The sequence below is a fragment of the Streptomyces sp. NPDC002044 genome, from assembly GCF_040296725.1.
Lineage (GTDB): Bacteria > Actinomycetota > Actinomycetes > Streptomycetales > Streptomycetaceae > Streptomyces > Streptomyces antarcticus.
In genome coordinates, this window is sequence record NZ_JBEOXU010000003.1 from 25,451 (window position 1) to 41,291 (window position 15,841).

13 protein-coding genes are annotated in these 15,841 nt (G+C 72.3%); 6 read left to right on the top strand and 7 right to left on the bottom strand.

The window, feature by feature from the left end; all coding sequences use genetic code 11:
* Positions 1-9: 9 nt before the first annotated feature.
* Entirely contained in the window at positions 10-1,053 is a 1,044-nt protein-coding gene (locus ABT106_RS01470) for an iron-siderophore ABC transporter substrate-binding protein (RefSeq protein ID WP_351270613.1), read from the bottom strand.
* 101 nt (positions 1,054-1,154) lie between these two features.
* The gene (locus ABT106_RS01475; protein ID WP_351270616.1) at positions 1,155-2,507 is read right to left on the bottom strand and encodes a lysine N(6)-hydroxylase/L-ornithine N(5)-oxygenase family protein; all 1,353 of its coding nucleotides are present in this window, start codon (positions 2,505-2,507) and stop codon (positions 1,155-1,157) included.
* Between the two features lie 247 nt (positions 2,508-2,754).
* Between ABT106_RS01475 and ABT106_RS01480 the strand changes: the two genes are divergently transcribed.
* Complete coding sequence (locus ABT106_RS01480; RefSeq protein WP_351270618.1) at positions 2,755-3,702, top strand: methionyl-tRNA formyltransferase; 948 nt, start codon at positions 2,755-2,757, stop codon at positions 3,700-3,702.
* Positions 3,703-3,833: 131 nt separating this feature from the next.
* On the opposite strand, the gene ABT106_RS01485 is transcribed toward ABT106_RS01480, so the two are convergent.
* Positions 3,834-5,291, bottom strand: coding sequence for a helix-turn-helix domain-containing protein (locus ABT106_RS01485; RefSeq protein ID WP_351270620.1), 1,458 nt, complete (start codon positions 5,289-5,291; stop codon positions 3,834-3,836).
* Between the two features lie 235 nt (positions 5,292-5,526).
* Here ABT106_RS01485 and ABT106_RS01490 point away from each other — a divergent pair, with 235 nt between their 5' ends.
* The 5 genes from ABT106_RS01490 (at position 5,527) to ABT106_RS01510 (ending at position 11,845) form a co-directional block, all read left to right on the top strand.
* Complete coding sequence (locus tag ABT106_RS01490; protein ID WP_351270623.1) at positions 5,527-6,363, top strand: FAD binding domain-containing protein; 837 nt, start codon at positions 5,527-5,529, stop codon at positions 6,361-6,363.
* Positions 6,360-9,140 (top strand): molybdopterin-dependent oxidoreductase, encoded by a 2,781-nt coding sequence (locus ABT106_RS01495; protein ID WP_351270626.1) that lies wholly within the window; start codon positions 6,360-6,362, stop codon positions 9,138-9,140. The genes ABT106_RS01490 and ABT106_RS01495 overlap by 4 nt, the downstream gene beginning before the upstream one ends.
* Positions 9,141-9,223: 83 nt before the next feature.
* Positions 9,224-9,670 carry a molybdopterin-dependent oxidoreductase gene (locus ABT106_RS01500; protein ID WP_351270628.1) on the top strand — a complete coding sequence of 149 codons (447 nt, stop codon included), beginning with the start codon at positions 9,224-9,226 and terminating at the stop codon, positions 9,668-9,670.
* Between the two features lie 112 nt (positions 9,671-9,782).
* The gene (locus tag ABT106_RS01505; protein WP_351270631.1) at positions 9,783-10,991 is read left to right on the top strand and encodes a cytochrome P450 family protein; all 1,209 of its coding nucleotides are present in this window, start codon (positions 9,783-9,785) and stop codon (positions 10,989-10,991) included.
* A gap of 41 nt (positions 10,992-11,032) precedes the next feature.
* Positions 11,033-11,845 carry a crotonase/enoyl-CoA hydratase family protein gene (locus ABT106_RS01510; RefSeq protein ID WP_351270634.1) on the top strand — a complete coding sequence of 271 codons (813 nt, stop codon included), beginning with the start codon at positions 11,033-11,035 and terminating at the stop codon, positions 11,843-11,845.
* Between the two features lie 178 nt (positions 11,846-12,023).
* On the opposite strand, the gene ABT106_RS01515 is transcribed toward ABT106_RS01510, so the two are convergent.
* From ABT106_RS01515 to asnB, 4 genes are all read right to left on the bottom strand, one after another.
* Positions 12,024-12,494 carry a nuclear transport factor 2 family protein gene (locus ABT106_RS01515; RefSeq protein ID WP_351270637.1) on the bottom strand — a complete coding sequence of 157 codons (471 nt, stop codon included), beginning with the start codon at positions 12,492-12,494 and terminating at the stop codon, positions 12,024-12,026.
* Positions 12,491-13,225 (bottom strand): SDR family oxidoreductase, encoded by a 735-nt coding sequence (locus ABT106_RS01520; protein WP_351270640.1) that lies wholly within the window; start codon positions 13,223-13,225, stop codon positions 12,491-12,493. The genes ABT106_RS01515 and ABT106_RS01520 overlap by 4 nt, the downstream gene beginning before the upstream one ends.
* Positions 13,226-13,385: 160 nt before the next feature.
* Positions 13,386-14,015: a histidine phosphatase family protein gene (locus tag ABT106_RS01525; protein WP_351270643.1), complete on the bottom strand. Its 630-nt coding sequence runs from the start codon at positions 14,013-14,015 to the stop codon at positions 13,386-13,388.
* A gap of 76 nt (positions 14,016-14,091) precedes the next feature.
* Positions 14,092-15,831, bottom strand: coding sequence for an asparagine synthase (glutamine-hydrolyzing) (gene asnB, locus ABT106_RS01530; protein ID WP_351270645.1), 1,740 nt, complete (start codon positions 15,829-15,831; stop codon positions 14,092-14,094).
* Positions 15,832-15,841 lie beyond the last annotated feature (10 nt).

The window sequence follows — 15,841 nt, forward strand, 5'->3', positions numbered from 1 at the left end:
GGCTGGTCGTTACTTGATGGCTTCGAGCTTCGGGACGACCTGGTCGATGGCGTACGGGATGCTCAGCACGGTGTTGAAGGAGAGCGCGGCGCCGATGTCCGGGGTTTCGTACGGCAGGAACAGGTCGCGCTTCTCCTGGTTGACCTTGGTCTTCGCGTACAGCGGGTCGGCCTTCATCGCCGCCTCGGTGTCCGGGGTACCCAGCCACACCGTCCGGTCGGCCTCCATCACGTCGAACCGCTCGGAGCTCAGGTCGGCGATGTTGTCCTTGCCCAGCGCCGTGCGGTACGTCTCGGAGGTCGTGAAGCCCATCTCGCTCAGGAAGATGACCTTCGGGTCCTTCGGCGAGAACGCGGAGAACTTGCCGGGCTCGACGGGCTCGCCCACCGCGACCGTCTTGTCCTTCCACTCCGGGTGCTTCTCCCGGACCGTCTTGAACTTCTCGTCGATCCCCGCGATCAGCTTCTTCGTCTCGGCGTCCTTGCCCAGCGACTTGCCGATCTGCTGCGTCATCACCTGCCACGTCGCCTGGTAGTCCTCCGAGCCCTTGGGCTGCGCGACGACCTTCGCGATCTTGGAGAGCGTGTCGTACTGCTCCTTCTTCATGCCCGAGTACTGGGCGATGATCAGGTCCGGCTTCAGCGCCGCGATCTTCTCCATGTTGTACTCGTCGCGCTCGCCGACGACCTGCGGCGGCGTGGAACCCCACAGGTCCTTCGACCACTGCCACTTGCCGTACGGGGTCTCCTTGAACCAGTCGACCGCGCCGACCGGCTTCACGCCGAGGGCCAGCACCGCGTCCTGGTCGGACAGGCCCAGCGTCACGACCTTCTTCGGCTCCGCGTCGATCGTGGTCGAGCCGTACTTGTGCTCGACGGTGACCGGGAACGCGGCCGAGGACGTGCCGCCGGACGCCTCCCCCGACGGCTTGGACTCGGTCTTCTCCTCGCCACCGCCACACGCGCTCAGAACGAGGGCGGCGGCGGCCGCGACGGCCACGCGGGGAAGGTTTCTGACGATCCTCGTCAGCGCGGGGCGGGAACCAGCGGACACGGGTGTTCCTTTCACGGGGGTTGCACAGTGCATGCCTCACGCCCGGCAGAACGGCGCTGCCAGGCAGGAGGAGAGGGTGGGGCGGGGCGGGGCGACAGCTCCTAGGAGGAGGTGCCGATCCCGTCGGCGACCAGCTGGGCTTCGCCGACAGCCGGCCGGGGGGTCCTGTCGATGACCGAGTCAAGGATCTCGCCGACCCTGATCGCGGTGTTCGACAGCAGGGAGGAGGTGATGCCGTGCGTGTGCTCGGTACCGCCCTGGAGGTAGATGCCGCAGCGCAGTTCCGGGTCGGTCGTGATGCGGTAGTCGCGCTCGACGCGCACCCGGCCCTCGTCGTCGCGGTGGCAGAACCCCTCGACCTCGCCGAGGAGGCCGAGGGAGTCGGCGGGCCGGTATCCCGTGGCGTAGACCACGACGTCGGCGTCGAGCGGGGTCTCCTCGCCGGAGACCAGGGACTCGACGGTCACCCTGACGCCGTCGGGCGTCTCGACGACGTCCGAGAGCCGGGAGACGTTGAGGAAGCGCAGCCGCTCCTCGCCCAGGACCTTCTCCTGGTACGACTGGCGGTAGAGGTCGTCGATCAGGTCGATGTCCACCACGGAGTAGTTGGTATTGCCGTGGTAGTCCATCAGCCTGTTCTTGACCTCGCCGGGAGCCGTGTAGTACTCGTCCACGGCAGCGGGGTCGAAGATGCGGTTGGCGAACTTGCTGTCGTCCGCCGGGCTGTAGCCGTAGCGGGCGAACACCGCGCAGACCTCGGCCCCGGGGAAGCGGCGGTGCAGGAAGGCCACGTTCTCCGCGGCGCTCTGGCCCGCGCCGACGACGACGAACCGGGACGGGTCGGTGCCGTCCAGGCCGTCGACGCGCCGCAGCAGATCGGAGTTGTGCCACACGCGCTCGGTGCGCTCGACACCCTCGGGCATGTAGGGCCGCAGGCCGGTGCCGATGACCAGGTTGCGGGCCCGGTGGGTGACGAGTTCCGCACCGGAACGGGCCGTCACGTCCATGTACTCGATGACGCCCTCGCGCACGACGGGCCGCACGGCGACCACTTCGTGACCGTAGGACACCATGTCGTCGACCTTGGCCGCGGCCCACTCGAAGTAGTCGTGGAACTCCACCCGCAGCGGGAACAGGTTCTTGTGGTTGACGAAGTCGATCAGCCGGCCCTTGCTCTGCAGGTAGCAGAGGAAGCTGTACTCGCTCGACGGATTCCGCAGCGTCACCAGGTCCTTGAGGAACGAGACCTGCATCGTGGCGTCCTCGAACAGCATGCCCCGGTGCCAGCCGAACCGCGGCTGCTGCTCGAAGAAGTGAGCCGTCACCGCCTCCTGCCTGCCAACGCGTGCGTTGTGCTCGGTGAGCGCTATCGCCATGGCCACATTGGACGGCCCGAAGCCGATTCCCATGAGGTCATGGATCACCGGTGCGTCACCAGGAAGAGCCTGTGACATGTCACTCCGATCATGCGAGACAGCCGCCTGTGAGGCGTCGAGGAGAATCCTGGGCAGGGCACGCCGACGAGCGACGGCCGAGCCAACTTAGGTAAAGCTAACCTGATCACGCCACCCTGTCGACCAGGCAAAGCGGACAGATCGTTCATTAGGCCAGCAAACAGCGCCGAGAATCAGGCACGTTGCATCCTTAGGTAAGGCTTGCTTTACTTTCTGGTGATCTCACGCTCTCCCGAGGAGGAACCCCATGCGGGTCGTCATGTTCGGTTATCAGACCTGGGGCCACCGCACCCTGCAAGCGCTCCTGGACTCCGAGCACGACGTGGTGATGGTCCTCACCCACCCCAAGAGCGAGCACGCCTACGAGAAGATCTGGAGCGACTCGGTCGCGGACCTGGCCGAAGAGCACGGCGTCCCCGTGGTGATCCGCAACCGCCCCGACGACGAGGAACTGTTCGCGCGCCTCAAGGAGGCCGATCCGGACATCATCGTGGCGAACAACTGGCGTACGTACATTCCGTCACGCATCTTCGACCTGCCGCGTCACGGCACCCTCAACGTCCACGACTCGCTGCTGCCGAAGTACGCCGGCTTCTCGCCCCTCATCTGGGCCCTCATCAACGGCGAGTCCGAAGTCGGCGTGACCGCGCACATGATGGACGACGAGCTCGACGCCGGGGACATCGTCCTCCAGCGGTCGGTCCCCGTCGGCCCGACCGACACGGCCACCGACCTCTTCCACAAGACGGTCGACCTGATCGGACCCGTCACCGTCGGCGCGCTGGCCCGCATCGCCGCCGGGGAGAGCGACTTCACCCGGCAGGACCGCTCGCAGGCCAGCTTCTTCCACAAGCGCGCCGAGGAGGACATCCGGATCGACTGGAGCTGGCCGGCGGACGTCCTGGAACGTCTCGTGCGCGCCCAGTCCGCCCCGTACCCCAGCGCGTTCACCTTCCACAAGGGCAAGCGGCTGGAGATCGTGTCCGCGGTCGTGTCCCAGGGCCGCTACGGCGGTACGCCGGGCCGCATCTTCTACCGCGAGGGCGAGGGCGTCGCGGTCGTCGCCGGAGCCGACGCCCGCACCGGACGCAACCACGGCCTCGCCATCACGCGCGTACGCACCGAGGAGGGCCGGGAGATGCCCGCCCTCGAGTACTTCACCGCCATGGGCGGCTACCTCACGAGCCGCCCCTGACCCACGGCGCGCCCGGCCGGGGCCCCGCCGCGCAGCCCCGAGGCTGCCCGGCGGCTCCCCCGCGGCCACCGTGGGCGCGGCGCAGGGGACCCCGGCGCGCCGATCGCGCTGTCCGGCGCGCCGGGGCTCCGTCAGGCGCAGCGCAGCGCCGCGTACAGGTCGGCCTTGTGGTCGAGGCGGGTGAGGTCGCGGCCCGTGAGGACCTCGACCCGGTCCATCCGGTAGTGGACGGTGTTCACGTGCAGGTGCAGGGCTTCGGCCGTGCGCGTCCACGAGCAGTTGTTGGCCAGGAAGACCTCCAGGGTCTCGCGCAGCATCCCGTCCCCCAGGGCCCCCAGGATCCGGGCCGCGAACACCCGCCGTACGTCGGCCGGAACCCCTGCCAGCAGTTCCGAGAGGGTGTCCAACTGCTCGACCCCGCGCACCGGGACCGTCGCGTCGGCCGCCGTCAGCGCGTACCGGGCCTGGCTCAGTGACACGCGCAGTTGCCCGGTCCCGGCGGCCCGCGCGCCGATGCCCAGACGCAGGTCCGCCTCCGCGTCCCCGCACGCCTGGATCAGCGGCCACACCGGGCGGAGCCCCGCCGTCGGATCCGGCTCCGCGGCCTCGGCCTCGGACAGGACCGCGGCCGCGCCGCACACCGCGTACGGGATCCCCTCGAGGTGCGCCAGGGCCTCGGCCAGGGCGTCGCCGGAGGTCGCCGCGAGGACGCGGTACGGGCCGCCCGGCGGCAGCCCGGCGGCGGCGAGGGCCTCCTCCAGCGCGCCGGGGTCGGCCGGGCCGTCCCCCTCCAGCAGCGCGAACAGCTCCTCGCTCGCGACCCGGACGGCGGCGGCCCGGCGGGGCTGCCCGTCACGGTACTGGGCGAGGATCTCGGCGATCTCGTGGAGCACGCGCGGCGGGGCCGCGTCCGGGTCGGGGAGGTACAGGTGCCAGGCGTCGTACGGGGTGCTCTCGGTCTCGACGCGCAGCCGGACCCCGCCGCGCGCGGCGGCGGCCACCGTCCGCCCGGCGGGCAGTGCGGGGGCGGACGGGGTGCGGGCCACCGTACGGCCGCTCGCGGTGAGCAGGTAGCCGCTCACCCGGCCCAGGTGGGCGCAGGCCCGGTCGAGGAGTTCGGCGGGACCGGCCCCGCTCTCCAGCAGCCGGCTCAGCTCGGCGCGCACGTTCTCCGGCAGGGCGAAGGTCCGGGTGGGCCGGCGGCTGAGGTCGCCCCACTGGCGCAGGTACACGGCCTCGGTCACGGCGCGGAAGCTGGTGGTCGCGGGCACGGCCGCGACGGGCACCCGGTGGGCGCGGCAGGCGGCGACGAGCTCGGCGGGGATCCGGCCGTGGGTCTCCTCGCCGGCCAGCAGGGCGGTGGCTCCGGCCTCCGCGAGGGCGGCCACGAAGCGGTCCGCCTTCCCGGGGTCGTCCCTCGACCACCACACGAGCCCGCTGAGGACGAGTTCCCCGGGGCCCAGGAAACGGCCCGGGTCCTCCAGGTCGGTGGCGGTGACCCCGCTGATGTCCTGGCTGAGAAGGGCTTCCTCGCCCCAGAGCAGGGTGAGGCCGAGATTCTCGGACTGGAGCAGTTCGAGGACGTGCATGACGGGGACTCCTTGCGGTGGGCAGCTCCCCAGATTCGCGAGGCGAATACGAGGAAGACCATCGTAAATGCAAGAGCAAGTGCCCCTATCGCCTGTTGGTTGATCGTCCAGGGACAGCGGCCGCACGGCGGTGTGATTCCGTGGCGGGGACCAGTCGTTTCGGCCTCGCCGCGTTGCTTCACTGGCGGGAACCCGCGGTTCCCCGCCGTCGGGCGGGAAAGGCTGGTGGCTGGAATTGGATCTCAACACGGTGCTCGACGTACGCGACGCCCGGCGCCGCGAACCGTGGCGTCCCGGTGACGCCTGGCTCGGCGGCGGCACGTACCTCTTCTCCGAGCCCCATCCCCACATCCGGCGGCTGGTCGACCTCTCCCGGATGGGCTGGCCGCCCCTGTCCTGGCAGCCCGACGGCTCCCTCGACATCGCCGCCACCTGCACCGTCACGGAGCTGTCGCGGTTCGGCCGGAGCCTGCCCGTGGCCGCCGCCCCGCTCTTCGAGCAGTGCTGCCGGGCCTTCCTGGCCAGCTTCAAGATCTGGAACATGGCGACGGTCGGCGGCAACCTCTGCAACGGCCTCCCCGCCGGCCCGATGATCTCCCTGGCCGCCGGTCTCGACGGCACCGTCCTCCTCCAGGGCCAGGACGGCGCCACCCGCCGGCTGCCCGTCACCGGCTTCGTCCTCGGCGCGGGCCTCACGGACCTGAGCGAGGGCGAGCTGCTGCGCTCGGTCCGGCTGCCCGCCCGCGCCCTGGACCGCCGTACGGCCTTCCGGCAGGTCTCGCTGTACGGGCTCGGACGCTCCGGCGCCCTGGTGACCGGCGCGTGCGACCCGGCGGACGGCTCGCTGAGCGTCACCGTCACGGCCGCCACCACCCGTCCGTTCTCCTTCTGGTTCGCGCTGCCGCCCACCGCCGCCGCACTGCGTACGGCGATCGACGACGCCGTCCGGCCCGGCGAGTGGTTCGACGACATCCACGGACTTCCCGACTGGCGGCGGCACATGGCCCTGCGCCTGGCCGAGGAGATCCGCCGCGAACTGACGTCCCCGGACCGTTCGGAGGTATCCCGGTGAGCTACGAGATCGAGATCAACGAGCAGCGGTTCGAGACGGAGCCCCGCGCCGGCCAGTGCCTGCGCACGTACCTGCGCGAGCGCGGCTGGTTCGGCGTGAAGAAGGGCTGCGACCAGGGCGACTGCGGCGCCTGCACCGTCCACGTCGACGGCCGGCCGGTGCACAGCTGCCTCTACCCGGCCGTCCGCGCCGAGGGCCGCTCGGTCACCACCGTCGAGGGGCTCTGCTCCCCCGGCGGCGAACTCCACCCCGTGCAGCAGCGGTTCCTGGACGCCCAGGGGTTCCAGTGCGGCTTCTGCACCGCGGGTTTCCTCATGACCACGGCCGCCCTCGAGGCCGAGCGGGGAACCGCCCACGACGACGGCAAGCTCCAGGACCTCCCGCGCGCGTTCAAGGGCAACATCTGCCGCTGTACGGGCTATCGCGCCATCGAGGACGCCGTGCGCGGGGTCAAGCACACCGAGCGGCCCGAGGCGGGCCAGGCCGTCGGCAGGTCCCCGGGCGCGCCCGCCGGACCGCAGGTCGTCACGGGAACGGCCCGCTACACCTTCGACGTCGAGGTCCCCGGGCTGCTGCACATGAAACTGCTGCGCTCCCCGCACCCGCACGCCCGCATCGTCTCGGTCGACACCTCCGAGGCACTCCGCGTCCCGGGCGTCCAGGCGGTCCTCACCCACCTCGACGCCCCCGAGCGGCTGTATTCCAGCGCCCGCCACGAGCACCCCACCGAGGACCCGGAGGACACCCGCGTCCTGGACGACGTCGTGCGCCACGTGGGACAGCGGGTGGCGGCCGTCGTCGCGAGCAGCGAGCGGGCCGCCGAGGAGGGCTGCCGGCGCGTGGTCGTCACGTACGAGGAACTGCCGTACGTCATCGACCCGGAGGAGGCGATGCTGCCGGGTGCCCCGGTCATCCACGACAAGGGCCCCGAGGCCCGGATCGCGCGCGCCGGCGACAACGTGGTCGGCGAGGTGCACGGCACGATCGGCGACATGGCGGAGGGCTACGCCCGGGCCGACGTGATCTACGAGGAGACCTTCCGGACCCAGCGCGTGCAGCACGCCAGCCTGGAGACGCACGGCTGCGTCGCGTACTTCGAGCCCAAGGAGGAGGGCGACGGCGAGCGGCTGACCGTCCGCTCCTCCACCCAGACCCCCTTCCTGACCCGGCGCGCGCTCTGCGCGCTCTACGACCTGCCCGAGGACGGCGTGCGCGTCGTCGCGGGCCGCGTGGGCGGCGGGTTCGGCGGCAAGCAGGAGATGCTGACCGAGGACATCGTCGTCCTCGCCGCCCTGAAGCTGCGGCGCCCGGTGAAACTCGAATACACGCGGGCCGAGCAGTTCTACGGGGCCACCACCCGCCACCCGTTCAAGATCACCGTCAAGGCGGGGGCGAAAGCCGACGGCACCCTGACCGCCCTGCGCATCCGCGTCGTCTCCAACACCGGCGCCTACGGCAACCACGGCCCGGCCGTCATGTTCCACAGCGTCGGCGAGTCCTTCGGCGTCTACCGGGCCCCCAACAAGGAGGTCGAGGCATACTCCGTCTACACCAACTGCGTCCCGGCGGGCGCCTTCCGCGGCTACGGCCTCGGCCAGGTCACCTTCGCCCTCGAATCGGTGATGGACGAACTGGCCCGGCGCCTGGGCATGGATCCGCTGGTCCTCCGCGAGAGGAACGTCATCGGCCCCGGCGACCACATGGTCAGCCCCATCGGTGACGAGGAGGACCTCTTCATCGCCTCGTACGGGCTGCGGCAGTGCATGGACGTCGTCCGCACCGCCATCGCCGAGGACCGCAGCCACGAGGACGTCCCCGAGGGCTGGCTCACCGGCCAGGGCACGGCGGTGGCGATGATCGCCACCGGTCCGCCCGGCGGCCACTACGCCGACGCGCGCGTCCGCCTGATGCGGGACGGCACGTACGACATCGCGGTCGGCACGGCGGAGTTCGGCAACGGCACGACCACCGTCCACCAGCAGATCACCGCGGGCGCGCTGAACACCACGGTCGGCCGGATCTCGGTCCGGCAGTCCGACACCGACGTCGTACGGCACGACACCGGCGCCTTCGGCTCGGCCGGCACCGTCGTCGCCGGCAAGGCGGTGCTCCTCGCGGCGGGCTCGCTCGCCGAACGCCTGCGGACCCTCGCCGCCCGGCACACGGGCGTCGCCCGGCACCTGTGCACGCTCTCGGCGGAGGCCGTCGACTGCGCGGGCCGGCTCGTCACCCTGAAGGAGCTGTACGAAGCCGCCCACGCCACGGGCACGGCCGACGAGCTCGCCGCGGACGGCCACTGGGGCGGTTCACCCCGCTCCGTCGCGTTCAACGCCCAGTGGTTCCGCCTGGCGGTGGATCCGGACACCGGCGAGATGAGAATCCTGCGCAGCGTCCACGCGGCCGACGCCGGGAAGGTGATGAACCCGATGCAGTGCCGCGGCCAGGTCGAGGGCGGCGTCGCCCAGGCCCTGGGGGCCACGCTCTTCGAGACCGTCCGGGTCGACGGGCGCGGGGAGGTCACCACCGCCGCCTTCCGCCGCTACCGCCTCCCCCAGTACGCCGATGTGCCGCGGACGGAGGTCCACTTCATGGAGACCCTCGACGCGATCGGCCCCCTCGGCGCCAAGTCCATGAGCGAGAGCCCGTTCAACCCGGTGGCACCGGCCTTCGCCAACGCCCTCCGGGACGCGACCGGGATCCGGTTCACCGAGATGCCGGTGACCCGCGACATCGTCTGGCGGGCCATCCACCGGAAGATGCGAGGTGACATCGGGTGAATGTGCCACACCTGCACCGCACAGGGACAGATCCACCTTGCAGATGAGGTTCCTTCATCGGTGCCCCCGGGCATCACCTGCACATGGCCGAACTCACGCTGCACGGAAACCTCGACCGCCCCGCCACCCTGAGCGTCGCGGACCTGCGGGCATGGGAACAGCACCGGGTCGCGGTCACGTTCCACTGCGCGACGAACGGTGCCCGGCACCACGTGTTCGAGGGAGCCCTGTTGCGGGACGTGGTCGCCGACGCGGGACCCGCCTTCGACGCCCGCCGGAGAAAGGACCGGAGCCGCTTCCTGCTCGCGATCAGCGGCGGGGACGGACACCACACCGTCCTGTCCTGGGCCGAGCTGGACGCCGACTTCGGCAACAGCCCGGTGCTCCTCGCCGCCCGCCTCGACGGGGCGGACCTCGACGGGGCGGGCGCGCAGCTGGTGGTCCCCTCCGACCGGTGCGGGGCGCGCTACGTCAGCGCGGTCACGGACGTGTGGTTCGGCGTACTGCCGCCGCCGGGCCGCGGCCTCTGAGCGGCCCGGACGTCGGGGCGGGGCGCGCCTGCGGGGCCGGGTGCTGCCGTATCCCCCGGTGCGGGGCTTCGTTGGTGGGGTGTCCGCAGATCGACACCGAGCCGGAGATGCCGTGCCCGCTGAAGCCGTCGCCCGTCCGCCCGCCGACCTGTCGGCGGCCCGGGTCCGGGATCCCTACCCCTACTTCGCCTGGCTGCGCCGCAACGCGCCGGCCCACGTGGACCGCAGGCCCGGCCGGCCCGCGGTCTGGCAGGTGTCGCGGTACGAGGACGTGCGCGCCCTGCTGGGCGACCCCCGTCTGAGCAAGGATCCGGGCCGGGTCCCCGGGTACGTGCCGGGGCCGGCGGGACTCAACCGGCACCTGGTCCACGCCGATCCCCCGGACCACACCCGGCTGCGGACCCTGGTCAACACCGCCTTCGTGCCCCGCCGCATCGCCCTGCTGGAACCTTCCATCGCCGAGGTCGCGCACCGGCTCCTGGACCGGGTCGAGGACAGCGCGCACATCGACCTGATCGCGGACTTCGCGGCTCCGCTGACGTTCCGGATGATCTGCGCGATCCTCGGCGTTCCCGGACACCTGGACACCGCGGCCACCAGGGACACCCTGATGGCCACCATCTCCCCCGACTCCGCCGCGGACCCCGCCCGCGCGGTACGGGACCTGCACCACCTGCTGGACGTCCTGATCGCGGGGAAGCGGTCGGGCCACGAGAGCGGCGGAGCCGACCTGTTGGGCGCCCTGGTCCGGGCCGGCGACGAGAGCGGGGCGATGAGCGAGGAGGAACTGCGCTCCACCGCCTACCTCCTGCTGCTGGTCGGCCACGACACGACCATGAACCTCATCGGCAACGGCATGCTCGCCCTGCTGCTCCATCCGTCCGAGGCCGCGCGCCTGACCGGCCCGCGGGCCGCGCCGGAACGCGTGGCGAGCGCGGTCGAGGAGCTCCTGCGCTACGACTCCCCCGTGCGGGACGCCACGTTCCGGTGCGCGGGCGAATCGATCGGCCTGCACGGGCAAACCGTCCGCGAGGGGGAGATCGTCAGCCTTCTGATCGGATCCGCCAACCGTGACGGGGAGCGGTTCCCGGACGCCGAACGCCTCGACCTCGGCCGGACGCCCAACGACCACCTCGCCTTCGGGTACGGACCGCACTTCTGTATCGGCGCGGCCCTGGCCCGGCTGGAGGGCAGGGTCGCCTTCCCCCTGCTGCTGGAGCGCCTGGGCCCGGTGCAGCCGGCCAAACCGGCCGACGAGCTGCCGTGGCGCCCGGCCCGCGTCATGCGCGGACTCGCCGCGCTGCCTCTCGTCCGGCGATGACCCCCGCCGCCGACCACCCGTCCCCCGAGCCGGAAGCCACAATGAACACGGAAACCACGCGGACCGCACAGACCCCGGAAACGAAGCGGACGAACGAGGCGGTGGTGCTGACCGCGCGGCGCGAAGGCGTCCTGGTCATCACCCTCAACCGGCCTCATGTCCGCAATGCCGTCGATCAGGCCCTGGCCCGGGCCGTCGATGCCGCGCTGACCCTCCTGGAGACCGATCCGGATCTCGAGGCCGGCGTCCTGACCGGCGCGGGCGGCCACTTCTGCTCCGGCATGGACCTCAAGGCCTTCCCCGACGAGGGCGTCCCGCGGGTCGCGGACCGGGGGCTGGCCGGGCTGACCCGCGCCCGCCGGTCGAAGCCGCTCATCGCCGCCGTCGAAGGGGCGGCGGTGGCGGGCGGCTTCGAACTCGTCCTCGCCTGCGACCTGATCACCGCCGCCGACACCGCGTTCTTCGCCCTGCCGGAAGTCGCCCGCGGCCTCATCGCCTCGGAAGGCGGAGCCATCCGCCTTCCCGGCCGCCTCCCGCACCACCTGGCCGTGGAAATGCTCCTGACCGCCTCCCCGCTCGCGGCGGCGGACGCCGCCCGGCACGGACTCGTCAACCGGCTCACCGGCGAGGGCGAGGCACTCGACGCCGCGCTCGCCCTCGCCGCCCGCGTCCGCGCCCACTCCCCGCAGGCGGTCCGGATCACCCGCCAGGTCGTCGAGGTCACCCGCGGCCTCGACGCCGCCGCGGCGTTCGCCGTCCAGGACCCGCTCACCGCACCCGTCTTCGACACGGCCTCCGCGGCCGAAGGCGCCCTCGCCTTCAGCGAGAAGCGGCCGCCGGCCTGGACGCCCTGACGGGCCGGCCGGCGCACGGATCCGTTCGGTCCACTCGGTGCTCCGGACGCCGTCGATCGCGCCGAGACCGGCGACGTGCACGAACGGGGCCGGTGGACGGGCGGGCCGGGTGGCCGCGGGGGGCCGCGCGTGGACTCACCTGCTCGGTCCACAGCGCGGGCGGGCTGGCGGGGTGGCGCTATCCGAGGCCCTGCGGCGTCCCGGTTCCGGCGGTCCACCAGACGCCGAGCCGCTGGCGGGTCAGGAGCCAGCCGCCGTCGGGATCCCGGCGGAAGTCCCAGTCGTACGGGCCGCCCATGGAGTAGGGCGAGGAGCTCTGTCCGCTTCCCGTGACGGCGACGAACCACATGTACCCGACACCCGTCGCCCGGTCCTCCTCCACCTGGAAGTCCATGTTCAGGATGTGGTGCTGCATGCTCGGGAAGTGGGCTTCCGCCTCCTCCACCCTCGCCCGGACCGCCTCCCTCCCGTGGATCTCCCCCCACGGCCCGAACTCCAGCACCGCGTCCTCGGCCCAGCACGCGATCCAGGCTCCCCAGTCCTTGCGGTCCAGGGCCCGCCAGCCGCGGATCATGAGCCGCCGCAACGCCTCCCCGTCCTCCAGGGCCCGCAACCGGTCCAACAGGTCCTCGTGCGTCCCGGCGCTCACCGGGCGCTCGCGGCGGGACGGACGACGATCTCGTTGACGTCGACCTCGGGCGGCTGGGCGACGGCGTACGCGATGGCGTCGGCGATGGCGGACGCGGGCAGCGCCACGGCGCGGTAGGTCTTCATGGCCTCCCGCGCGGCAGGATCGGAGATCCCTTCGGCCAGCTCGGACTCGGTCACGCCCGGAGAGATGAGGGTGACCCGGACGGAGCCGTCCGACTCCTGGCGCAGCCCCTCGGACAGGGCGCGGACGGCGAACTTGGTGGCGCAGTAGACGGCCGCGGTCGGCGACACCTCGTACGCGCCGACGGAGGCGACGTTGACGAAGTGCCCGCCGCCCTGCGCGCGCATCACGGGCAGGGCGGCGGCGATCCCGTGCAGCACGCCCCGCACGTTCACGTCGATCATCCGGTCCCACTCGTCGGCCTGCAGCGCGTCCAGCGGCGAGAGCGGCATCACCCCGGCGTTGTTGACCATCACGTCCATCCGGCCGTGGTGCTCCCGGGCGGCGGCCACGAAGGCCCGCACGTCGTCGGCGTCGGTGACGTCCACCCGCCGGAAGGCCGCCGTGCCGCCCGCCGCGCCGATCTCCCGGCTCAGCGCGTCGAGCCGGTCGGTGCGCCGCGCCCCCAGGAACAGCCGGTGGCCGTCGGCGGCGAGCCGCCGGGCCGTCGCCTCCCCGATCCCGCTGCCGGCTCCGGTGATGGCGACGACCTTGGGTTCGTTCCTCATGCCCGTACTCCTCATACCCGTACTCCTCCTCGTCCGGAGCGGATGTCTCCGCCCGACCGAGTCTGGGCACGCGGCGGCCCGCCAACCAGGACGCACCACACCCGGGCAGCACGCACCTCCCCGCCCCGGCCGCCCGGACGCGGGCCGCCCCCGCGCGTGGTCAGCCTTCGAGGTGGCGGGTGTCCCCGAGGCGGACGAGCTGGCGGTTGTGGAAGAAGTCGTCCTCACGGAGGTGGGTGATGCTGCCCGAGGCGGCCCGGAAGTTGACGTGGCCGAGGGAGTCGATCGGCATGCCGATCCAGGCGGCCACCACGAAGGTCAGCGCGAAGCCGTGCGTCACGATGACCTGGTGCTCGTAGGGGTGCCGCAGGATCCCGTCCATGGCCTCGTAGATCCGTGCGGCGAACTCGGCGCGCGTCTCCGCTCCCTCGATGCCCTCGTCGTGACCCATCCGGTCGCCGGTCGCGGGCGGGGGGACGAACCGCTTGTCCAGCCACTCCTGGGGCCTGCCCTCGGCCTCTCCGTACGACTTCTCCCGCAGCCGGGGGTCCAGGACCGCTTCCACGCCGAGCAGCCCGCCGATCTCGCGCGCGGTACGCCGGGTCCGACGGAGGTCCGAGGAGATCAACTCGACGTCGGCGCCCTCGGGGATCTCGGTCCGCAGGGCGCGGGCGATGGCGGCCGCCTCCCGGAGCCCTTCGGGGGTCAGCGTGGAATCGTGCCATCCGCCGACCAGGCCCTCGACGTGGTGGCTCGCCTCCGGGTGGGTGACGACGTGGATGCTGCGCACCGGCGCACCTCTCTCTTGACGGGGTCCTGCCCTGCTCCGGGACGCTACCGCGTGCGCGCGGCCCGGGTGACGGGTCTTACGGAAGGGACAGTTCCAGGATCATCAGGCCCCACACCAGCCGGGCCTGGTCGCCGCGGACGGCGTGCGTGTCCAGGACGTCGCGGACGGCGGCGGCGCTCAGGAATCCGTCGGTGCGCAGCCGGGGCCGGGCGAGCACGTCGGTCGCGAACTCCCAGAGTTTGGTGCCGGGGGCCAGGAACGCGTCGACGGGGAAGGTGAAGGGCTGTTTCTGCCGGGTCCGCACCGATTCCGGGATGAGCGGGGCGCCGGCGTCCCAGAGGATCCGCTTGCGCCGGACCGCGGTGGCCTTCAGCGCGTCGGGGGTGCGCCGCGCGAAATCGGTGACGGCCGGCTGGCAGTAGGGCACCCGGCCCTCGATCCCGTGGGCCATGGAGAGGTGGTCGAGTTTGCGGAGGTTGAGGCCGGGGAGTTTGTGCAGCCGGTCGAAGTCCAGCAGTTGCTCCAGGCGTCCGGGCGCCGGCGGTCCGAGCAGGTCCAGCGCGCGGGCGCGGCTGGTCCCGCCGGCGTCGAGCAGGGCCCGGTACTCGGGCGTGTAGAGCCGGCGGTAGCGCGCGTGGGGCACCAGGGAGAGCCGGTCCAGGTAGCGCTCGCGCCACGTGCCGTCGGTGGCGGCGAGCGCGGTGCTGTAGCGGCGGTAGCCGCCGAACTGCTCGTCCGCCCCGTCGCCCACGAAGCACACGCGCAACGAGCGCCGCGCCATCTCCCGGAAGAGGACGTACGCGCTGAGCGCGTGGGGCGTCGCGTTCGGCGAGCCCAGTGCCGCCACCAGGGGCGGGATCAGTTCGGGCAGCTCCGCCTCGCGGATCTCGACCACTTCGAGGGGGATGCCGGCGTGCGCGGCGGCGTCCCGCGCGTAGGTCTCCTCGTCGGACGGGTGCGCGCCCTCGTGGGTCACGTGGAAACCGGTGACGTCGGTCCGGCGGCGGCCCAGCAGGGTCGCCAGGACGGCGGAGTCGAGACCTCCGGACAGCTGTACGGCCACGGGCGCGGACTGGAGTGACATCCGCTCCACCTCCCCGGTCAGCAGGGTGCCGAGGCGAGCGGGCGTGCAGGTGCCGTCGGGCGGCTGTGTGGCGGTGCTCCGGCGGGCCCGGACGGCGGTGGTGTGGCCGTCGTGGACCAGGTGCTCGCCCGCCCGGAGGGCGGACACACCGGCGTACAGCGACGCACCGGGCGGCAGGCACTGCCAGTTGAGGTAGTGGTCGACGGCGTACGGATCCACGTCGGGGCGGCCCGTCCGCAGGGCGGCGAGAGCGGCCGGTTCGGAGGCGAAGGCGACGCCGTCCGCGGTGGCCTCGTAGTACAGGCTCTTGACGGCCAGGGGGTCGCTCCACAGCTTCAGCGTCCGCCCCGCGCGCAGGTCCACCAGGGCGATGGCGTACATGCCTTCGAGCCGGTCCACGAAGCGGTCGCCGTGCAGTTCGTAGTACGGGAGCAGGACGGAGCCGTCGCAGTCGCCGTCCACGTCGACGCCGTGCGCCGCGAGTTCCCGCCTGATGGCACGGAAGTTGTAGATCTCGCCGTTGAACACGGCGTGCAGCGAACCGTCGGCGTTGGCGAACGGCTGGCGCCCGTGCGACGGGTCCTGGATCGCGAGGCGGTTGCAGCCCAGGCCCCAGCCCCGCCCCCGTACGTGGGCCTGCCGGTCGGGGCCGCCGGGCAGCTGGGCGTCGCGCGCGGCCTCCATCGCGCGCACGTCGCGCTCGCGTCCGAAGTAGCCGTGGATCCGGCACAAGGGCGTCTCC